A 21,307-nucleotide genomic window follows, 5' to 3' on the forward strand; every position below is an offset into this window, starting at 1 on the left:
TAGGTGGTCATTTTGAATTGGAATCAGGTGGTCACTTTAAATTGGAATTGGGTGGTCAATATCACTGGAATTTGCAAACAAGCACAAAAAAGGCTTTTATACAATTGAATTAAGTGTAGAAGGTTGTCTGGATTTGCTTTTTACTGTTGCTAATTTAATTAAGGTGTCCATTTTAGCACTTGATTCAGATGAAATATGTTCTAATCAGGTACAAAACCCACCAACTAATATAACGAATATATTAGAAATAGCGCTACAGCTATTGCCTTATGACGAAGCAGAATTTTTAGACCAGTCAAGAGAATTACTTTTGATGGAAAACGAAAATGATATTCCTGAAACATAAGAATAAAAGATAGTTTTTCTATTACATTGTCTCCTATCCTCACCATATTTTGACTATGATTTAGAGAAAAGCGAAACCTATCTTTGTATGGAAGTGTGATTTATGTCGAATTAGTAAAAGACTGTCTTGGCTGTCGTTTATTATTGAAAAAAGGAGGTGTGTGATGAAAAATGAAGAGGAGAATGAAAAAAGCAGAATCACTCCAGAGAAAGCTTTGGAGTTGTTTTATAGGGATAATGAGGGTTTAATTCTTAAACTCGATAAAAAATCATTTTGCGATGCTAAAACAAATGCTGAAAATAATCAAATTAAGTCGAGCAATTTGTCAATTTTAACAATTCGAGAGGTTGCTATCAAATTAAAGTTAATTAATAGCGAAGCAGCTAAAAAATGGTTAGAAAAAAGAGGAATCAGAATTCATAAATTTTCAAAACAAAATATTGTTTACGAAATTGAAGTTATATGCGAAATCGACAAACCTTTTGTAAAATCTTTAAGATTGAAATACCCCTTAAAATGGAAAGAAATATATAGAAATCTGGTTAAAGATCAGAATGTGTATGAACTATTGGTTTTACAACTAGAGGGAGAGTTAGATTACATTCCAACCACCAAGGTGAAAAGGAATATAGGGGATGAGAAACTATATAATGATTTAATGAAATGAATAAGTTAGTATTACCAAAGAAAAAATATAAAGGAATTAAGATTTATTGTAGAATTTGTAAGGTAGATAATCCTAAATGTAATCATTTTGAAAGCTTTACATATAGAGTAAGAGTTCATATCCCAGGAACTCTTAAGAGTGTCAAGTCTAAAATATTAAACTCAAAGATTTATAGTGATGCTGTAATTGAAGCTATTAATTTTGAAAAGCACTTAAAAACCAATAATTATCAAACAATAGTAGTTGATTCGGCAGAAGGAAATGATTATTCTGTTATTGATTCCATAATAAAGTATAATCATTATTTAAATGGTGAAAGTGAATATGCTCAATTTAAAAAGAGTGTTACTAATGAACATCGTAAAGAATTAATACGATTTTGCAAATATTTTGCTAAGACATTAAAGAAGAATAAAAACATTGAGTTGACTAGAATTAAAGATGTTAGTAGGCAAGATGTGTCTAATTTTTATTCTTGGGCTGATAACCATTATAGCCCGAAAACTTTTAATAAATGTCTGAATGGAGTCAAAGGTTTTTTTGATTTTCTCATAGATATTGAAGAAATTGAAATGAAGAATCCTTTTAGAAAGTATTCCCGGAAACAGATATCAAAAACAAATATTGATTCTGTCACCAGAGAAGAGTTTACTAAAATTCTTGAGGCGGTCGATACATATAGCCCTTTTGTTATTCTTGGGGGTAGAGGAGAGCGGAAAAACATGTTTAAGCCGTATTTGAAAGATGGTTTTAAATTGTTTTTGTTAACTGGTGGAAGGCGAGAAGAAATTGTAGATTTACGGTGGAGTGATATTTATGAAGCTGTTAGTGGTGTGAAATTTTTTAGAATCCAAAACTTAAAAGTAGAACGAAGCCGAAATATTGATGGATTATATAAATACATTCCAATAAATTCTGATTTGTTTGACTTACTAATGGAGATGGGATATCACGACAAAAAACAAACTGATGATTATATTTTAGTACCTGAAAGAAAAGTCCAATCAAAAACAATTATGGATTCACTTTCAAAATCTTTCACCCATTATAAAAATGGAGCAGGCATCAAAAAAGAGATAAGTTTGAAGAGTTTAAGGAAAACATATATCACTTGGGTGCATCAAGTCATGCAAAAAGAAACGGGATTATTAACATCACATTCAACTGCAAAGGTATTGGAGGCATACTATATAGATCCTCAAATTTTATCAGTAGTGGAAAAGGGGGCTGTTGAAATAAAAATATTTGGAGAAGATTCCTCACTCTAATTCCTCACTTTTTTTCTTTGGGTCGACCTGTTTGTTGATTTAATCCCAATAAAAAACCCTTAAACAGTTGATGTTTAAGGGTTTGTTTTTGTAGCGAGAACGAGATTTGAACTCGTGACCTCAGGGTTATGAATCCTGCGCTCTAACCGACTGAGCTACCTCGCCAAATGTTCAAAGAATAACAATCCCTGAACGCGGGTGCAAATATAAAAATAATTTCACAGCATACAAGCAAAAAACAAAGAAAAAAAAATATTTTTAAAAACGTTTTTTTTATGGAATTATATTCTATATATTCGAGAAAAAATATAAATGTAGCTCATGGATTTAAAAGTACGTTACGAAATAGAGTTCCCCATAAATTCTTCTCCGCAATTATTGTATCAATATATTTCGACTCCATCTGGATTGTCAGAGTGGTTTGCAGATAATGTAAATTCTCGAGGTGAGTTTTTCACCTTTATATGGAATGATTCTGAGGAAAAAGCTAGACTTGCCTCAAAGAAATCAGGCGAAAAAGTAAAGTTTAAATGGGTGGATGGTAACGGTAAAGATACTGAGTACTTTTTTGAACTACATATTTTAGTCGATGAGCTAACCAAAGATGTTTCGTTAATGGTGGTTGATTTTGCTGAAGAAGATGAAATTAATGAAGCGACTCAATTATGGGGAAACCAAATTTCAGATCTTAAACATCTAATTGGATCTGTATAGTAAAATTGTATATTATAACTTACATTTGCCCTAAACTAAATTTAGGGCTTTTTTTATGATTAATTTTAATGGAACTATTGTATCTCAGGATAATAATATATTGACGCAGAATCGTGCTTTCTTATATGGTGATGCCGTTTTTGAAACGGTTAAAATCGTAAACTCTAAAATTCTTTTTTTAGAAGATCATTATTTTAGGCTGATGGCGTCCATGCGCGTGGTTAGAATGGAGATTCCGATGGATTTTACCATGGAGTACCTAGAAGAGCAAATTCTTTCTTTAGTAGCTAATAATTCGTTGTCGAGTTCGTCTCGTGCCAGAATTACTGTTTTTAGGAAAGATGGTGGGTATTATTTACCTCAAACTAATACAGTCTCTTTTTTGATTCACACCATAGGTATAGAAGATAAGCTTTATTCATTCATTGAGGGGAAATATGAAGTTGATTTATTTAAAGATTTTTATGTTACTAAGCAATTGCTTTCTTCTATAAAAACAACTAATAAAATTCTAAATATCACGGCTAGTATTTTTGCTAGTGAAAATGGATTTGATAATTGCTTGCTATTAAACGATAGTAAGAATGTTGTTGAAGCAATTCAAGGAAATATTTTCATGCTTACTGGGAGCAAATTAATTACCCCGCCAGTTTCTGAAGGTTGTCTAAATGGAGTGATGAGGAAACAGGTATTAGCATTAGCTAAAAAGATGGATAACTTGCAAGTAGTAGAAGAGGTAATCTCTCCTTTTGACTTACAAAAAGCGGATGAATTGTTTGTTACAAATGTGATAAAAGGAATACAACCCATAACAAAATACAGAAAAAAAGAGTTCCGTATTGACTTGGCAAAAATGCTGTTACTAAAATTAAATGAAGTGGTAAGTGCGACTTAGTTTAAATAAGGATTTTCTGGAGCATTAGACCAGATCATGTAATCGCCTCCTAACTCTAGGATTTGTTCTTTCCAGAAATGAGCAGAAGTCTTACCTATTATCTTGTTTTTATAGCTATTTGGAGCAACAATCCACGAGTTTGATATCATTTCCAACTGTAGTTGATTTTCTTCCCATCCAGTGTAGCCTAAAAAGAAACGGATATTGTTTTTATTTATTTTTCCATTATTGATGAGCGCTTTTGTGGACTCAAAGTCTCCGCCCCAATAGATACCGTTAGAAATTTCTATGCTATTTGGTATAAGTTCTGGAATATTGTGGATAAAGTAGAGGTTGTCTTGTTCAACAGGTCCTCCATTATAGATTTTAAAAGAAGCATTGATTTCAGGGAGTAAATCATTGATTGTATATTTCAATGGTTTATTGATAATAAAACCTACTGATCCTTCCTTGTCATGGTCTGCTAGTAAAATTACAGATCTATTAAATGATAGATCTCCAATTATAGAAGGCTCTGCTATAAGTAGTTGTCCTTTTATTAAGTTTTCTGAAATCATAATACCGTAATTTTTTTAATAAATTTAAGAAAAAATAACAGAAATAACCAAATAAAATCGTTTAAAGGCAAAAAAAAACCTTCCATCAGGAAGGTTTTTATTATAATAGCTTTGAAATCTTACAATTAGTTTACTGCACTTTCTAATTCTGCACCCGCTTTGAATTTTACAACATTCTTAGCTGCGATTTGAATAGTTTTTCCTGTTTGAGGGTTTCTACCGTCTCTTGCTGCTCTCGCAGAAACTGACCATGATCCGAAACCTACTAGTGATACTCTACCACCAGCTTTCAAAGTTCCACTTACATTTCCTAAAAATGACTCTAAAGCTAATTTTGCAGCTGCTTTTGTAATTCCTGCATCAGCAGCAATAGCATCGATTAATTCTGATTTGTTCATAATAATAGTTATTAATTGTTGGTTAAAAAAAAATTGTTAATACACAAATTTAGCAGGAAATCCCTTCCTCGCAAGCGTTTCCGTGGATTTTAGTTGGTTTTGTTGATAACTTATTTTTTTTGTTCATAAAACCACTGTTATTTGTTGTGATTTGTAAAAACCACCCTGTTTTGTTGAGGTTAGTAGACTTTTGCGTCGGCAGAAAACGTGATTCCATTGAGGAATGCAGGTGTTGTCATCTTTTTTTTGCCAGGAAACTGTAAACTTAGAACCTGAATAAACCCATTTTCTATTGCTATTTTCATTTCTTTCTTAGTACAGATCATAGTACCAATAGCTAAATCATGATCTTCAAGTAGTATCTTAGCATCATAGATTTTTACATTCCATTCTTCATTTTTGTCTAAAAACACACTCCAGGCAGCAGGGTAAGGGCTCAGGCCTCTAATTAGGTTATTGATTTCTGAAGCTGATTTTTTCCAATCGATTTTGCAATTTTCTTTGTTAAGTTTAAATGCTGATTTGATGTCAGAGGAATCAGTCTGAATGGTGGTGGTTACATTTCCTTTTTCGATTAGCTCCAAAGTGCTTATTACGGTTTCACTACCCAAATGCATTAAACGGTCGTGCAAGTGTCCCGCGTTTTCATTTGAATCAATCTCAATTTCTGAACTCATGATCATCGCACCAGTATCAATCTTGTCGTCGATAAAAAAAGTGGTGACTCCTGTTTTTGTTTCTCCGTTTATTATTGCCCAGTTTATAGGTGCAGCCCCACGATAATTGGGTAGGAGAGATGCATGAAGATTGAAGGTGCCTAATTCAGGCATTTCCCAAACTACTTTAGGTAACATTCTAAAGGCAACAACAATTTGCAAATTTGCATTTAGAGACTTCAATTCGGCTAACAAAGATTCTTCTTTAAGATTGGTAGGCTGTAATAGTCTTAAATTGTTTGCTATCGCGTATTCCTTTACCGCTGAATATTTTAATTTTTGGCCACGGCCTGCTGGTTTATCGGCGGCCGTAATAACCCCGACAACCGTATAGTTGTTTTTCATTATAGTATCCAAAATGCCAACGGCAAATTCTGGTGTTCCCATAAATACGATTCTTAATTTTTCCATTATATTTTTAAGGTATATTTATTATTTGATTTTATCAGGATACGTTCGTTTTCTAATAGTTGTTGTAGTACAAATATAATATCGTCTGATTTTTTATTTGTTTTATTTTCAATCTCTCTGGAATTTAAATCCTCGATGTTTAGTAAGCAGATTATTTCTTTTGAAAGACTAGAACTATCTGTTTTCTTATTTTTTTTAGTAATACAGTAGGAGCATATGCCACAATCAGTACTTGTTTTTTCGCCAAAATAGCTCAAAATCAATTTGCTTTTACACACTTTTTGCTCATTAATATAATACAATACTGATTTAAGTTGGTCTTTTTTTAATTGATTTTGGTTTTCTAAATATTTAGAAACTCTGGAAATGGTTCTTTCGTCTTCCCGAATTTCATTAAAAATAAAAGAGGCATCATTGTTTTTTGATTGATAATCAACAATGTCTTTTTCTTTTAATTTCTGTAAAACGGTGAGTACTTGAGCTTCAGTATGTTTTGATTTTTTTGCGATTAATTGTAAATTAAAAGCAGTTTGCGTATCGTAAATTCCAGCATATGTTCTTAAGATGGCTAGAATGATTTCTTCGTCGTTGCGATTCAAACTCATGTAACGAATTAGCTCTTTAGAAGGAATAATGAACTGCAATAAAATTTTTTCTGAAAATTCTTGTGACAGTGTTATAATTCCTTGCCGATCTAAAAACTGCATTGCGTTGTATGTTTTTAACACTGGAAACTTATATTTTAAACAAAACTGATTCAAGTTGAATGAAAATCGTTCGTTGATTCCTTCTCCGTATGCAATCTGGAAAAAATTACATAGTTTATTATACATTTCGTTCAGAAACTTTTTGTCAGGAAGAATGTGGATAAACTGATTTTCGGCCTGTTTAATATCCGAAGGGTTTGTGAGTAGTACGGCAAACGCTTTTTCTCCATTTCTACCAGAGCGACCTGCTTCCTGATAATAATTTTCAAGATTTTCTGGTAGCTGAATATGAATTACGGTCTTGACATCTGCTTTGTCGATTCCCATTCCAAATGCATTTGTGGCAACAATAACCTGAGCCTTGTCTTCCATCCAAAGTTGCATATTCTTGTCCTTTTCCCTAGATGTTAGTCCGCCATGATAGTAAGTGGCCTTAAATCCTAAAGATTGTAATTGGGATGAAATTTCGACACAGGATTTTCTGTTTCTAACATAGATTATTGAGGATTGAGGATTTTTCTTTAGAATTTGTTCGATTCGAAAGAGTTTGTCTTCCACCTCAAAAACCATATAAGCAATGTTTTTCCTGGCAAATGATTTTTCAAAAATCTGCGGTTCATGTAAGCCGAGTTCGTTGATAATATCTTCTTTAACTTTAGGTGTCGCAGTTGCGGTTAAAGCTAAAAAAGGAACCGTAGGGAAATGTGCTTTTAAGTTGGAAATTTTTAAATAGGCTGGCCTGAAATCATGTCCCCATTGCGAAACACAATGTGCCTCATCGATGGTTATCAAATTGATAGGAAGATTTTTTATTCTTTCTAATATCCAGTCTGACTGCAGGCGTTCAGGCGATAAATAGAGGAATTTATAATTTCCAAATTGGCAATTATCCAACAGGTCAATCATTTCGTCAGATTTTATTCCGCCTGTTAATGCGATTGCTTTGATGTTTCGCTGTTGCAAATTGGCAACTTGATCTTTCATTAAGGCTACCAAAGGAGAAATTACCAAGCAAATTCCTTTGTTCATCATCGCTGGAATCTGAAAACATACTGATTTTCCTCCGCCAGTAGGCATTAAGGCAAAGGTATCCTTACCGCTTAAAACGGAATCAATGATTTCATTTTGCAACGACCTAAAGGAATCGTGTTTCCAGTATTTTTTTAGGATTTGTAATGCTTCTGACATCAATTATGAATTTGGATTACAAAATTCGAATTACAAATCAATGATCCATAGTTCCTACCTCAAACAACTAATTTACTTAGAAATTTCATCTAATATAAAAAGAATTCGGTTATCTAGAGTGTCTTTAGGGACTTCTGTAAGAGAATAACCATATCCTTCATAGGTTTCTATAAGGTGGTTTTGAATCAATTTTGCTTGTTCATAGTTTTCATAGCGAGCTTCGTCGCTCACATAAATGGCTTCCCATGGAGGAAGAATGAAAATTTTACTGTAGATGTGTTCTTTGCAAATAGCATCAAAAGAGGCAGGGTAGCTGTCTCCAATGTAATGCATATAGGCTAAAACATCAGGAATTCCGCGGTCAATAAATACAACATCATGCGGTTCATTTTGTGCGTCAACGAATTGTTTTTTTCTTCCTTCAAGAAGTAGTTCGCTGAATAATAATGGCTTTTCGAGAAATAATTGCTCGATACCTTGTTTTTTTGCCTCTAGGGTTACTTCTCTTGAAATTTCAGGATAACAACAAAAACCTTTGGCTATTAATCCATCGATAATAGTACTTTTTCCTGTTCCCGGACCTCCGATAATTACTATGATTTCTTTCTGCACTTTTTGGAAATAAGGCGCAAAAGTACTCAAACTTATTGGAAATCGAAAAAATCATTACCATTAAAATAATAGTTTTTGGGAAAAATTAATAATTCATAATTCGTAATTTGCATTTGAAACCGTATATTTGCTATTATTTTTTTAAATATAAAATGGATAAAAACACCGAAGAATTTTATACTAGATTAAAAGCGGAGCTGGATATGGCTAATGCTTGGCCTGCCTTATATTTGTTTAAGTTTATTGTACCTTCTGAGAATGATAACATTGCTCGAGTAGAACAGGCTTTTGATTGTATGGGAGCCGTTATTAAAACGACAAAATCCAAAACAGGAAAGTTCACCAGTATATCAGTTGATGTTCAGGTTAAGGATTCTCAAGAAGTAGTTGATAAATACCTGGAAGTTTCCACAATTAAGGGTATCGTTTCCTTATAAATAGGAAAGAGACTGTTTAAAGCAAATGCAAATACTAAATTTGTCGCTGCTTTATGTCAGACTGTAACATAGATTCAAAATTAAATTCACTTATGAATTCAAAATACCAAAAAGAAATCGCGAACGATGTCGTTCACCATTTAGAATATAATGCGGAGAGATCGCATTTAATTATTCCTGAATATGGTCGTCATCTACAAAAACTTATTGAGCAGGCTACCGCGATAGAGGATGCAGAAGAGCGAAATAAAGCCGCAAAGTACATCATTCAAGTAATGGGTAGTTTGAATCCTCATTTACGTGACGTATTAGATTTTCAACATAAATTATGGGATCAACTTTTTATTATGTCTGATTTTAAATTAGATGTAGAGTCCCCTTACCCAATACCATCTCGTGAAGTTTTGCAACTTAAACCAGACGTGCTACAATACCCACAGAATTTTCCAAAATACAGGTATTACGGGAACAACATTAAGTACATGATTGATGTTGCCAATAAATGGGAGGACGGCGACATGAAAAATGCGCTAGTTAAAGTGATCGCAAATCACATGAAGAAATCCTACCTAAGCTGGAACAAAGACACCGTTAAAGATGACGTTATTTTTGAGCATTTATATGAACTTTCAGATGGTAAATTAAACATGATCCAAAGTACGGAAGAACTAATAAGTACAACGGATTTGTTGCGAACAAACAAACGAATATCGAATAAAATTTTGCCTGTCGGACAACCAAAAATACAAAGCAATAAAAACACAAAAACGGGCAAATCAAAAACATATACAAAAAACAATAATAATCAGAAATAGTAATGTTTTAAATATAGGATCTCGATTGGAGAGTAATTTTCTAAGAAAATCCGAGCAATTTAAATGTATTACATAAATCTTACTACAATAATATGGGAATTTTCAAAATAGAAGGAGGCATTAGGCTAAAAGGTGAAATCACTCCACAAGGAGCAAAAAACGAAGCGTTGCAAATTTTATGTGCTGTTCTTTTAACTCCTGAAAAAGTAACAATCAACAACATTCCTGATATTATTGATATCAATAAATTAATCACGTTGTTAGAAAATTTGGGTGTGAAAATTCAAAAAAACGGACCGGGTTCTTATAGTTTCCAAGCAGATGATGTAAATGTTGGTTATTTAGAAACGGAAGCATTTAAAAAAGAAGGAGGCTCGTTACGCGGTTCTATTATGATTGTTGGTCCGCTTTTGGCCCGTTTTGGTAAAGGATATATTCCAAAACCAGGTGGAGATAAAATTGGAAGAAGAAGATTAGATACGCATTTTGAAGGTTTTATCAATTTAGGGGCGAAATTCCGCTACAATAGAGAAGACCATTTTTATGGAGTTGAGGCTCCAGATGGATTGAAGGGAGCAGATATGCTACTTGATGAGGCGTCTGTAACTGGAACTGCTAATATAGTAATGGCTGCAGTTTTGGCAAAAGGAAAAACTACTATTTATAATGCTGCCTGTGAGCCTTATTTACAGCAACTTTGTAAAATGCTAAACTCGATGGGAGCTAAGATAACGGGTGTTGGCTCGAATCTATTAACTATTGAAGGAGTAGAAAGCTTAGGTGGTTGTGAACACAGAATTCTGCCTGACATGATTGAAATTGGTAGCTGGATTGGATTGGCTGCGATGACAAAAAGTGAGATTACAATTAAAGATGTAAGTTGGGATAACCTAGGTGTGATTCCAAGTACATTCAGAAAATTAGGAATCACATTAGAACGCAGGGGTGATGATATATATATCCCATCTCATGTAGATGGATATGAAATTAAAACAGATATTGACGGTTCTATTCTTACTGTTGCCGATGCGCCTTGGCCAGGATTTACACCTGATTTGTTGAGCATTGTTTTGGTTGTGGCAACCCAAGCCAAAGGAGATGTTTTGATACATCAAAAAATGTTTGAAAGCCGATTATTCTTTGTTGATAAACTAATCGATATGGGGGCAAAAATTATGTTGTGCGATCCACATAGAGCTGTAGTTATGGGGCATGATTTTCAATCACAATTGAAAGCGACGACCATGTCTTCCCCAGATATTCGTGCGGGTATTTCTTTATTGATTGCAGCGCTTTCGGCAAAAGGAACAAGTACGATACAAAATATTGAGCAAATTGATCGTGGTTATGAAAGAATTGACGAACGATTAAGAGCCATTGGTGCAAATATTGTTCGTGTTGAATAAAAAAATGTAACAACAAGTAATGACGAATGAACAAACTGCTGTAAAAGCAACTTATTTCAGTATTGTTGGAAATGCCTGCCTAGCCCTTATCAAAGGGATGGCAGGCTTTTTTGGCAATTCATATGCCTTAATTGCTGATGCTATTGAGTCCACGACAGATATTTTTGCATCATTTTTAGTTTTGTTTGGAATCAAATATTCAAACAGACCGCCAGATAAAAACCATCCATATGGACATGGTCGTGCAGAGCCATTGATCACCTTTATAGTTGTTGGTTTTCTAATAACTTCGGCTACTATTATTGCTTATGAAAGCATTTCAAATATTCGAATGCCACATGATTTACCTAAACCATGGACTCTTTTCGTACTTGGCGGAATAATTATTTGGAAAGAATATTCTTTTCGATTAGTTATGAAAAGAAGTGTAGAAACTAATAGTTCGTCATTAAAAGCAGATGCCTGGCATCATAGGAGTGATGCAATTACTTCAGTTGCCGCGTTTATTGGGATTGCAATCGCTTTAATATTGGGTAAAGGATATGAGTCGGCAGATGACTGGGCGGCACTTTTTGCTTCAGGATTTATCTTGTTTAATGCGTATCTTATTTTTAGGCCAGCGCTTGGGGAGATAATGGATGAACATGTATATGATGATTTAATTGAAAATATTAGAGAAGTGTCAACTCAGGTTGAAGGGGTTATTGATACTGAAAAATGTTTCATCAGAAAAGCCGGAATGAAATATCACGTAGACTTACACGCAATTGTAAGTGGCAATATTTCAGTTAGAGAAGGACATGATATATCTCATAAGTTACAAGATAGACTCTTAAAAGAACTTCCTGAATTAGGACATGTTTTAATACATGTGGAGCCACACAGGGAGCGTTGAAAAGGAAAAAATGAATAAAAAAATGGGTCAGACTATATCGTCTGACCCATTTTTTTATTGTTGTACTTTTTATATGGCGATTATTTTATAAACGATACTATAGCCAATTCATAACTTTGTAATCCAAAGCCTAGTATTACTCCTTTTGCATTTCCTGAAATATAAGATTGATGTCTAAAACTTTCACGTGAATAAGTGTTCGAAATATGGACTTCAATAACAGGAGTTGTTATAGCTTTAATAGCGTCACCAATTCCAATCGAAGTATGTGTGTAAGCACCAGCATTTAAAATAATTCCATCATAGGTAAAACCATATTCTTGAATTTTATCAATTAACTCTCCTTCTATGTTGCTTTGGAAATAGCTGAACTCTATAGTGGGGAATTTGATCTGTATTTGCGTGAAATATTCTTCAAAAGTAAGATTGCCATAAACTTCGGGCTCTCTTTTACCTAATAAATTTAAATTTGGGCCATTGATAATGCAAATTTTCATAGTTCTTGTTTTTGTAAAAATAAAAAAACCGTTCCAATTATAGAACGGTTTTGTATTATTTTGTCAGGGATTTTTTTAGAAAAGTATTCCAGCTGAAATTTGAAATGTTGAATTTTTTGTTTGTGCATCTTTACTCGCTTCGGTTAGTCCTAGACCATATCTAGCTTGTAAAAATAAATTGTTGGTAACTTGTAACCCTAAACCTACTACACCAGCAAATTCAAAAGTTTCAGATTCTTTATAGTCAAATTTATTTCTTTCGCTTAATAAGAAAGATGCTTGAGGACCTGCTTCCAAAGAAAGACTGTTGTTTAAGTATATTTTTGCAACTACAGGAATCGAAATATATCCTAATTCATTTTTGAATTCCTCTGTTGCATTTTTATAAGTTGCTCCTTGAGTAGAGTATAAAAGCTCTGGCTGAATAGCAAAGTTTTTAAATAATTTAATTTCAGCAACTATACCAGCGTGGTAGCTAGTTATTGCTTCTTCAGTATTATAATTTTCAGAATTTAAAGTAATGTCTGTTCCATTTTGGTTAGCATAATTGATTCCACCTTTTACACCAAATCGAATTGATTGTGCTTGAGAAATCATTGTCGTTCCAAGTAGTAATGCAGCGAATAGAATTGTCTTTTTCATAAATTTTAAAATTGAAGTTTATTTTTGATGCAAGATAAAACTCTAGATTCGCAAATTTGTTGTGTAATTGTAAATTTATTTTATATAATACCCATCTGTTAAAAAGTTATTCTTAGATTGAATTTGGAATTATGTTTTGATAAATGAATCAGTCAATCACTAACTTTGAGCTTCTTAGTTAGGTGGTTTTTCTCTTTGAGTCTAATTGTGGTTAATTATAGGTTTTGCTCGCTATCTAAGCAGATCAGTTTTTATCACTATAGAAAATTTAAAAGAAGTGTCCGCATTTTGATACCAACACCTCATAATGGATTGATGGCTTTGGTTCAAATATTTTTTTATGCACTAAAAATTCGTTTATTTGTAGTATGAACTGGAATAGCGATATTAAAAATTATCAATCCTATCTTCGTATTGAAAGAGGCTTGTCAAAAAATACAATTGACAATTATACTTTTGATATTGAGCGTTTGTGTCAGTTTTTAGACGATAATCAAATTATCGTTTCTCCCTTCAAAATTTCTGAAGAAACGGTTCAGCAATTTATTTATGCAGTTTCAAGTCAGGTTAATCCAAGATCTCAGGCTAGGATAATTTCAGGTCTTAAAAGCTTCTTTGGGTACTTGATTTTTGAAGATTATCGAATAGATAACCCTATGGAGTTAATTGAATCTCCTAAAACGGGTAGAAAATTGCCAGATACCCTTTCTGTTGATGAAATTGATGCGTTGATCAGGGCAATTGATTTGACTTCAAATGAAGGAGAGCGCAATCGAGCGATGCTAGAAACTCTTTATGGTTGTGGTCTTCGAGTTTCAGAATTAGTGTCTTTAAAAATCTCCGACTTATTCTTTGACGAGGGCTTTATTAAAGTCACAGGGAAAGGGAATAAGCAACGTTTTGTGCCTATAGGGGAATTAGCACAAAAGTATATTCATATCTATAAAGACACCATTAGGATTCATCTGAATATAAAGAAAGAGCATGGGGATGTTTTGTTTTTGAATAGGAGGGGAGGCCAACTCACAAGAGCCATGATTTTTACAATTATCAAAGACTTAGCGGTTAAAATAGAGCTACGTAAAAAAATAAGTCCACATACCTTTCGGCATTCTTTTGCGACACATCTTCTTGAAAATGGTGCAGACCTGCGTTCAATTCAATTGATGTTAGGACATGAATCGATTACTACAACAGAGATCTATTTGCATTTGGATCGGAAGTTTTTAACGGAAGTGATAAATAATTTTCATCCTCGAAAGAATTCTTGATTGTCCATAGAAAAATACAGTATCGAAATACGGCTTTACAGGAATAAAAAAGCAAAAAAAAGACCTATTGAATCATAATTCGATAGGTCTTTTTCTTTATTCCCCTCCTTTGGAGGGGCTAGGGGAGGATTACTTAGCGATATTAACTGCTCTCGTTTCTCTAATTACTGTTACTTTAACCTGACCTGGATAAGTCATTTCTGTTTGAATTTTTTGTGAAATTTCAAAAGATAGTGTTGCTGCGTTGTCATCTGACACTTTTTCGCTTTCTACAATAACTCTAAGTTCTCTACCAGCTTGAATTGCATAAGCATTTTTAACACCAGTAAATCCGTATGCTACTTCTTCTAAGTCTTTCAGACGTTGAATATAAGAGTCTAATACTTGTCTTCTTGCACCTGGTCTTGCACCTGAAATGGCATCACAAACCTGGATTATTGGAGACAATAAAGATTTCATTTCTATTTCATCGTGGTGGGCTCCGATAGCATTACATACTTCTTCTTTTTCACCATATTTTTCAGCCCATTGCATACCTAATAAAGCATGAGGTAAATCGCTTTCTGCATCTGGCACTTTACCGATATCATGCAACAAACCAGCTCTTTTAGCTAATTTTACATTCAGACCTAATTCTGCTGCCATGATTCCACAAAGTTTAGAAACTTCACGGGAGTGTTGTAATAAGTTTTGTCCGTAAGACGAACGGTATTTCATACGTCCCACTACTTTTATTAATTCAGGGTGTAGTCCATGAATTCCTAAATCGATAACGGTACGTTTTCCAACTTCTATAATTTCATCATCAATTTGTTTGGCTGTTTTAGCAACAACTTCTTCAATACGGGCAGGGTGAATACGTCCGTCCGTTACTAGTTTGTGCAAAGCTAAACGTGCAATTTCTCTACGTACAGGATCAAAACAAGAAAGGATAATAGCTTCTGGTGTATCATCAACAATGATTTCTACTCCTGTAGCAGCTTCCAATGCTCTAATATTACGTCCTTCACGACCAATAATTCTACCTTTAACATCATCAGATTCTATATTGAATACAGATACACAGTTTTCTACCGCTTCTTCTGTCCCCACTCTTTGGATAGTGTTTATTATGATTTTCTTAGCTTCTTGTTGAGCTGTTAGCTTAGCCTCTTCAATTGTATCTTGAATATGAGACATCGCTTTAGTTTTAGCTTCTGCTTTTAAGCCTTCTACTAATTGATTTTTAGCTTCTTCAGCAGATAAGCCTGAAATTACTTCAAGTTGTTGTAATTGACTTTTATGAAGTTTGTCAACCTCCGTTTGTCTTTTGTCTAAAACTTCAATTTTAGCAGTGTACTCAGTCGTTTTTGTTTCAAAATCGTCGTTAACTTTTTTAGCCTTAGATAATTCGTTAGAAACTTGGGATTCTTTGTCTCTGATTCTTTTTTCAACTTCGGCTACTTTCTTGTCTCTAGTCAGAATTACTTGTTCGTGTTCTGATTTTAATTCAATAAATTTTTCTTTTGCCTGAAGGATTTTATCTTTCTTTATATTCTCGGCTTCAAGGTTAGCATCTTTTAAGATGGATGAAGCTTCTTTTTTTGCGTTTTTAATAAGATTAGAAATATTGCTTTTTTCTATAATTTTTGCGATTCCAAAACCCGCTGCAATACCTATAATTCCTGAAATAACGATCGTTAATATGTCCATGTTTGTTAAAATTTATATATAAAAAAAGCCTACATTAGGTTGATTGAATAAACTCGAAAAGACAAGTTTTGAGCTAACTCACTGTTCAAGTTTCCTCGCCTAGGCGTGGCATGCTTTAGTAGTGATGATTCGCTCATTCTAAAATGTTAGTGTTGAGTTTACCAAATGTGAACTAATGTAGGCAGTATCTTAGTTTCTGTAAAGAACGTTTAATTGTCGAGATATTGATCTAAAAGTGCATTCAATTTTTTAATTCTTTCAATAGTCTCATCACCATTGATCGTATTATCTATTTGTTTTTGCTCTACTTGAGAAGCAAATTGCAAAGCACACATGGCTAATACATCCTGCTTATCTCTTACAGCATAATTTTCTTCAAACTGCTTCATCATTACATCAATTTTTTTAGAAGCACTCCTAAGTCCTTCTTCCTGAGAAAGATCTACCGTTAATGGATAGACTCTGTCTGCGATTGATATTTTAATTTTAAGCTTTTCGTCCATATGTTTTACTAATCAGATAGCTGTGCTATACAGTAATCAATTTCCCGAATTAATGAATTTATTTTAAGCTTCGTATCTCTTTTATTATCGTCACTGCCTAATAATGAGTTGGCAATCTTAAGTGTCTCATATTGCGCTTTTAACGCTTCAATCTCATTTGATTGAGTTTGTATGATGTGTGCAGATTTTGTTAATTCGATTTTTAATTCTTGAGTATTATGATCTAAACGTTTTATTTTTAGAATTAGTTTTTCAACTTTATTTTCAAGAGTATCAATTATTTCTGCAATTACACTCATTATTTATCCTATTCATTACTTAATATTACAAATTTAGTATTACTTTTTATTATTACAATATATTATTCGTTTTTTTATTAAAAAATAAGCAAATTGTTGTACTTTAAACGGTTACGAAATGTATTATTTTATAAAGGAGAATAAATTACTTTTTTTTACCTTAGCAAAAATGTATACCATGAAATTTTTAGTTTTTATTCTATTTTTATCGGGCTCTATTCTTGCACAAACAGAGTATCCAAAGGATTATTTTAGTCATCCTCTAGAGACTCCTATGCAATTGTCAGGTAATTTTGGTGAACTGCGGCCTAATCATTTTCATTCGGGTTTTGATTTTAGGACCTTGCAACGGGAAGGCTTAGAGGTGCATGCAGTTGCGGACGGTTATGTATCCAGAATAAAGATATCTACCTTCGGTAATGGTAAGGCGATTTACATTACTCACCCCAATGGCTATACCTCTGTTTATTGTCATCTTCAAAGAGCTACAGGTGAAATTGAAAGCTATATCTATAAGACACATTATAATGAAAAATCATTTGAGATAGAAATGTTTTTGAAACCAAATGAATTGGTTGTCAAAAAAGGCCAAACGATTGCTTTATCTGGAAATACAGGATCTTCAGAAGGGCCTCATCTACATTTTGAATTTCGCGATAGCAAAACAGAAAAAATTATCAACCCTATGTTATTTGGTTTTGATAAAGACATCAAAGACACTAAAAAACCTACGGTTTCCGCTGTTTATGTGTATCCGGTTGATGGTAAAACTTCAGTAAATCAATCTAAACGTCCCTTATTATTAAATTTGTCTTTACAAAAAGACGGTAGCTATCTAGCGAATAAGGTGGTTGCTAATGGTAAAATTGGTTTTGGGATCACAGCTGTAGATTATGATAATGTTTCGGGTAATAGAAACGGAATTTATAAAGTGCAGACCTATTTAAATGGAAAACCTAATTTTGGTTATCAATTCGATACCTATTCATTTGACGAAATGCGTTATATCAATGCTTTAATTGATTATCCAAGGTATAAAACGACTTCGCAGAGGGTGCAAAAACTATTTATGGCTAATCCTTATAAATTAAGTTTTATTAAGACAGATGAAACAAATGGAGTTGTTACTGTAGTCCCTAACTTAACCTCTGTGTATCGTATTGAAGTTTCCGATTTTCAGGGGAATACAACAACAGTTTCTATTCCGATTAGTTATGACTTGTCTACTACCATTGTTGATAAAGAAGCTGTAGTTTCTAATTATTTTGTAAAAGTAAATAAAGACAATAGTTTTGTTAAAAATAACATGTCAGTATTCTTCCCTGCGGGAACCTTTTATGAAGATTTTGATATGAACTTTAATGTAAAAGACGGTACTTTATACCTTCATGACGAGTCAGTTCCTGTGCATTCCAATTTTACAATTACAATAGAGGACGACGGTAAATATTCGGAAAGTCAAAAGGAGAAAGTTTTTATTGCAGATATTAGTAAAAGCGGGAGAGTGGGTTATAATAGTACCTCGACAAAGGATAACGTATTTACAGCTAAAGTAAGATCATTAGGTAATTACACCTTGGCAATGGATACTACTGCACCAACAATTTCTATTGGTAAATCAATTGAAGGTAGGTGGTTGAGTACGCAAAAAACGATTCAGCTTTCAATTAATGACAGTGGTTCAGGAATTAAGAGCTATAATGGATATTTGAACGGTAATTGGATTTTATTTGAGTACGATAATAAAACTAGAAAAATCACACATGATTTTAGTGATGGTATTGTGGCTGAAGGTGCTAATGATTTAAAAGTGGTTGTCACTGATAATGTAGGGAATTCTACTATCTTTGAGACTCATTTTTTTAGAAGTCAAAAATAATAATATAGCACATCTTGAGGATCATTAAAATAGTTTTTGTTTTTATAACTTTATACATAAGCTTGCCTTCGTTTGCACAATTCGCACACGTTAAGGGAATTATTCTTGATAAAAATAATCAACCGGTAGAGAATGTAAATGTTACAGTCGCAGGAAACAGAACGCAATCTATTAAAAATGGTTTTTATATTATTAGGGTACCGGTAAATCAAAGGGTAGCTGTTATTTTTAGCCATGTATCTTTAAAGAAAGCAACGGTTTATCTTACATTAAAAAGGAATGAAGACTATGAGTTTAACCTGGTTATGAATGAGCGGGAAGAACAAATGGGCGAAATTATCGTTACTACAAACAACAAGAAACAAGTTCAAGGAATTGTTACTATTGCACCTGAGGTAATCCGGAAAATTCCCGGAGCGAATGCCGGTATCGAAAATATTTTAAAAACACTACCAGGCGTAAACTCTAATAATGAACTCAGTACGCAATATGCTGTTAGAGGAGGAAATTACGATGAGAATTTAGTTTATGTAAATGAGATCGAGATTTATAGACCTTTTCTAATCCGTTCTGGACAACAGGAAGGGTTGAGTTTCACTAATACTGATTTAGTTCAAAACGTAGAATTCTCGGCAGGTGGTTTTCAAGCAAAATTTGGAGATAAACTATCTTCCGTATTAGATATCACGTATCGGAAACCAACACAATTTGGTGCTACACTTGAAGCGAGTTTTCTTGGCGGCAGCCTCTCCCTAGATGCAATTTCGAAAAATAAAAAATGGAGTGCAATTACCGGGGTTCGCTATAGAAATAATAGCCTTTTAGTAAATAGCCAAGATACTCAAACTAATTTTACGCCTGCATTTGTTGATGTGCAAACGAATATTAATTATGAGGCTTCGCCAAAATGGCATTGGAGTTTTCTAGGGAATATCTCCCAAAATAAATACCAATATCAGCCAGTAACACGACAAACTAAATTTGGTACCTTAGATAATCCGATGTCGCTTACTGTGTATTATGAAGGACAGGAAAAAGATAAATACGATACTTATTTTGGTGCTTTTAAAACAACATTCAAAGCAACTGATTCATTTACATTAAAATTCATTGGTTCGGTTTTTCATACTATAGAACAAGAGCATTTTGATGTTTTTGCTCAATATCGTTTAGGGGAAGTGGATTCAAATATTGGATCAGAAACCTATGGTGATGTTGCTTTCACGCGAGGTATTGGTAGTCAACTCAATCATGCTCGAAATGATTTGGATGCACTGATCGTAAATACCGAAATAAAAGGGTTTCATGATTGGAGAAAAAACCAATTCGAATGGGGGATTAAATATACCCGTGAATCGATTCGGGATAGAGTAGTAGAGTGGGAAGTAATTGATTCAGCTGGTTTTTCAATAAATCCTCCAATTATTGATTTACCTGTTAACGAACAGCCGAACTCAACTTATAATGGGCCACTGCTTCCTTATCAAAATGTACGTGCTACTAATTTTAATACGATCAATAGATTCTCCGGTTATGGGCAATGGAGCCGAAAAGATATGATAGGCAGCAATGAAGTATGGTACAATGCAGGAGTGCGAATCCATAACTGGGAAGTTGCAGGCGAGAATGTAAATGGATCTGCCCAAACTACCTTTAGTCCGCGAGCACAATTTGCTATAAAACCGGATTGGGAAAAAGATATGGTTTTTAGAGTTTCAGGAGGTGTGTATTATCAGCCACCATTTTATAGAGAACTGAGGGGTGCTAATGGAGCGGTACAACCTAATGTAAAAGCACAAAAATCGATTCATTTTGTTTTAAGCAACGATTATAGTTTTAAAATGTGGGATCGTCCTTTTAAACTTGTTTCAGAGTTGTATTATAAATCACTTACAGATGTAAATACCTATACAATTGATAATGTTAGAATACGTTATGCTGCTTCTAATGTTGCCAAAGCCTATGCGCAGGGATTAGATTTTAGATTGAATGGTGAATTTGTTCCCGGAACAGAGTCTTGGTTTAGTTTTGGTTATCTAAAAACAGAAGAAAATAGTGAAAATAGAGGTTATATTGCTAGACCTACTGACCAACGACTGAAATTCGGGCTTTTATTCCAGGATTATATGCCTAATATTCCAAGTATGAAAATCTATTTGAATCTGGTTTACAATACAGGATTAACCGGAGGTTCGCCATCTTACGCAGATCCTTATTTGTATCAAAATAGATTAAATGATTATCGTAGGGTAGATGTGGGATTTTCAAAAGTGTTATTGGATAATACTTCAGGGACACCAAAGACAAATTGGCTAGGGAATTTTAAAGAGCTTGCTATAGGATTAGAGATTTTTAATCTTTTTAACAATCAAAATGCAATTACGAATACGTGGGTGCGAGATGTTTATTCTAAAAACGAATATGCAATTCCAAATTATATGACTACTAGGGTTTTCAATGTTAAGTTGAGTGCCAGGTTGTAGTTTAGAGTT

The 21,307-nt window shown here is 33.5% G+C and carries 22 protein-coding genes, 1 tRNA gene and 1 other RNA gene; 12 read left to right on the top strand and 12 right to left on the bottom strand.

The window, feature by feature from the left end:
• The first annotated feature begins 163 nt into the window (after nucleotides 1-163).
• From QO200_RS14055 to QO200_RS14065, 3 genes are all read left to right on the top strand, one after another.
• On the top strand, nucleotides 164-346 hold the full coding sequence (locus tag QO200_RS14055) for a hypothetical protein (protein ID WP_371541089.1): 183 nt from the start codon (nucleotides 164-166) through the stop codon (nucleotides 344-346).
• Between the two features lie 163 nt (nucleotides 347-509).
• Entirely contained in the window at nucleotides 510-1,013 is a 504-nt protein-coding gene (locus QO200_RS14060) for a hypothetical protein (protein WP_371541091.1), read from the top strand.
• Nucleotides 1,010-2,281, top strand: coding sequence for a tyrosine-type recombinase/integrase (locus QO200_RS14065; RefSeq protein ID WP_371541092.1), 1,272 nt, complete (start codon nucleotides 1,010-1,012; stop codon nucleotides 2,279-2,281). Before QO200_RS14060 ends, QO200_RS14065 begins: the two co-directional genes overlap by 4 nt.
• 91 nt (nucleotides 2,282-2,372) lie before the next feature.
• Here QO200_RS14065 and QO200_RS14070 read toward each other — a convergent pair.
• Nucleotides 2,373-2,446 (bottom strand) — tRNA-Met (locus tag QO200_RS14070).
• 156 nt (nucleotides 2,447-2,602) lie between these two features.
• Here QO200_RS14070 and QO200_RS14075 point away from each other — a divergent pair.
• On the top strand, nucleotides 2,603-2,995 hold the full coding sequence (locus QO200_RS14075; protein WP_371541094.1) for an START-like domain-containing protein: 393 nt from the start codon (nucleotides 2,603-2,605) through the stop codon (nucleotides 2,993-2,995).
• Between the two features lie 55 nt (nucleotides 2,996-3,050).
• Complete coding sequence (locus QO200_RS14080; RefSeq protein WP_371541096.1) at nucleotides 3,051-3,890, top strand: aminotransferase class IV; 840 nt, start codon at nucleotides 3,051-3,053, stop codon at nucleotides 3,888-3,890.
• On the opposite strand, the gene QO200_RS14085 is transcribed toward QO200_RS14080, so the two are convergent.
• From QO200_RS14085 to QO200_RS14105, 5 genes are all read right to left on the bottom strand, one after another.
• On the bottom strand, nucleotides 3,887-4,447 hold the full coding sequence (locus QO200_RS14085; RefSeq protein ID WP_371541097.1) for a YqgE/AlgH family protein: 561 nt from the start codon (nucleotides 4,445-4,447) through the stop codon (nucleotides 3,887-3,889). The genes QO200_RS14080 and QO200_RS14085 overlap by 4 nt on opposite strands.
• Before the next feature lie 125 nt (nucleotides 4,448-4,572).
• Nucleotides 4,573-4,845, bottom strand: a complete 273-nt coding sequence (locus tag QO200_RS14090; RefSeq protein ID WP_371541099.1) for an HU family DNA-binding protein — start codon at nucleotides 4,843-4,845, stop codon at nucleotides 4,573-4,575.
• A 179-nt stretch (nucleotides 4,846-5,024) separates the two neighbouring features.
• Complete coding sequence (fmt, locus tag QO200_RS14095) at nucleotides 5,025-5,972, bottom strand: methionyl-tRNA formyltransferase (RefSeq protein WP_371541101.1); 948 nt, start codon at nucleotides 5,970-5,972, stop codon at nucleotides 5,025-5,027.
• Entirely contained in the window at nucleotides 5,972-7,867 is a 1,896-nt protein-coding gene (locus tag QO200_RS14100; RefSeq protein WP_371541103.1) for an ATP-dependent DNA helicase RecQ, read from the bottom strand. Before QO200_RS14100 ends, fmt begins: the two co-directional genes overlap by 1 nt.
• A 72-nt stretch (nucleotides 7,868-7,939) precedes the next feature.
• Complete coding sequence (locus tag QO200_RS14105) at nucleotides 7,940-8,479, bottom strand: AAA family ATPase (RefSeq protein ID WP_371541104.1); 540 nt, start codon at nucleotides 8,477-8,479, stop codon at nucleotides 7,940-7,942.
• 152 nt (nucleotides 8,480-8,631) lie between these two features.
• On the opposite strand from QO200_RS14105, the gene QO200_RS14110 reads away from it, so the two are divergent.
• From QO200_RS14110 to QO200_RS14125, 4 genes are all read left to right on the top strand, one after another.
• Nucleotides 8,632-8,916 (top strand): DUF493 family protein, encoded by a 285-nt coding sequence (locus QO200_RS14110; RefSeq protein WP_371541106.1) that lies wholly within the window; start codon nucleotides 8,632-8,634, stop codon nucleotides 8,914-8,916.
• Between the two features lie 92 nt (nucleotides 8,917-9,008).
• Nucleotides 9,009-9,731 (top strand): DUF4290 domain-containing protein, encoded by a 723-nt coding sequence (locus QO200_RS14115; RefSeq protein ID WP_371541108.1) that lies wholly within the window; start codon nucleotides 9,009-9,011, stop codon nucleotides 9,729-9,731.
• Between the two features lie 92 nt (nucleotides 9,732-9,823).
• Nucleotides 9,824-11,137, top strand: coding sequence for a UDP-N-acetylglucosamine 1-carboxyvinyltransferase (gene murA / locus QO200_RS14120; RefSeq protein ID WP_371541110.1), 1,314 nt, complete (start codon nucleotides 9,824-9,826; stop codon nucleotides 11,135-11,137).
• Nucleotides 11,138-11,156: 19 nt separating this feature from the next.
• Nucleotides 11,157-12,032, top strand: coding sequence for a cation diffusion facilitator family transporter (locus QO200_RS14125; protein WP_371541112.1), 876 nt, complete (start codon nucleotides 11,157-11,159; stop codon nucleotides 12,030-12,032).
• An 80-nt stretch (nucleotides 12,033-12,112) separates the two neighbouring features.
• On the opposite strand, the gene aroQ is transcribed toward QO200_RS14125, so the two are convergent.
• Nucleotides 12,113-12,529 carry a type II 3-dehydroquinate dehydratase gene (gene aroQ / locus QO200_RS14130; RefSeq protein ID WP_371541113.1) on the bottom strand — a complete coding sequence of 139 codons (417 nt, stop codon included), beginning with the start codon at nucleotides 12,527-12,529 and terminating at the stop codon, nucleotides 12,113-12,115.
• A gap of 75 nt (nucleotides 12,530-12,604) precedes the next feature.
• Nucleotides 12,605-13,171 (bottom strand): porin family protein, encoded by a 567-nt coding sequence (locus QO200_RS14135; protein WP_371541115.1) that lies wholly within the window; start codon nucleotides 13,169-13,171, stop codon nucleotides 12,605-12,607.
• Nucleotides 13,172-13,539: 368 nt separating this feature from the next.
• On the opposite strand from QO200_RS14135, the gene xerD reads away from it, so the two are divergent.
• Complete coding sequence (gene xerD / locus QO200_RS14140; RefSeq protein WP_371541117.1) at nucleotides 13,540-14,442, top strand: site-specific tyrosine recombinase XerD; 903 nt, start codon at nucleotides 13,540-13,542, stop codon at nucleotides 14,440-14,442.
• A gap of 129 nt (nucleotides 14,443-14,571) precedes the next feature.
• Here xerD and rny read toward each other — a convergent pair whose 3' ends face one another.
• From rny to QO200_RS14160, 4 genes are all read right to left on the bottom strand, one after another.
• Entirely contained in the window at nucleotides 14,572-16,134 is a 1,563-nt protein-coding gene (rny, locus tag QO200_RS14145; protein ID WP_371541118.1) for a ribonuclease Y, read from the bottom strand.
• 49 nt (nucleotides 16,135-16,183) lie between these two features.
• A non-coding RNA gene (gene ssrS, locus QO200_RS14150) (6S RNA) lies at nucleotides 16,184-16,292 on the bottom strand.
• Nucleotides 16,293-16,343: 51 nt separating this feature from the next.
• The gene (locus QO200_RS14155; RefSeq protein WP_091092450.1) at nucleotides 16,344-16,637 is read right to left on the bottom strand and encodes a cell division protein ZapA; all 294 of its coding nucleotides are present in this window, start codon (nucleotides 16,635-16,637) and stop codon (nucleotides 16,344-16,346) included.
• An 8-nt stretch (nucleotides 16,638-16,645) separates the two neighbouring features.
• On the bottom strand, nucleotides 16,646-16,936 hold the full coding sequence (locus QO200_RS14160) for a hypothetical protein (protein WP_371541120.1): 291 nt from the start codon (nucleotides 16,934-16,936) through the stop codon (nucleotides 16,646-16,648).
• Nucleotides 16,937-17,114: 178 nt separating this feature from the next.
• On the opposite strand from QO200_RS14160, the gene QO200_RS14165 reads away from it, so the two are divergent.
• Both QO200_RS14165 and QO200_RS14170 read left to right on the top strand, forming a co-directional pair.
• A complete protein-coding gene (locus QO200_RS14165; protein WP_371541122.1) occupies nucleotides 17,115-18,815 on the top strand; it encodes a M23 family metallopeptidase in 1,701 nt (566 codons plus the stop codon).
• A gap of 20 nt (nucleotides 18,816-18,835) precedes the next feature.
• Nucleotides 18,836-21,298: a TonB-dependent receptor plug domain-containing protein gene (locus QO200_RS14170; protein ID WP_371541266.1), complete on the top strand. Its 2,463-nt coding sequence runs from the start codon at nucleotides 18,836-18,838 to the stop codon at nucleotides 21,296-21,298.
• The last annotated feature ends 9 nt before the right edge of the window (nucleotides 21,299-21,307 follow it).

The sequence above is a fragment of the Flavobacterium sp. Arc3 genome (genome assembly GCF_041431375.1).
Taxonomy (GTDB): domain Bacteria; phylum Bacteroidota; class Bacteroidia; order Flavobacteriales; family Flavobacteriaceae; genus Flavobacterium.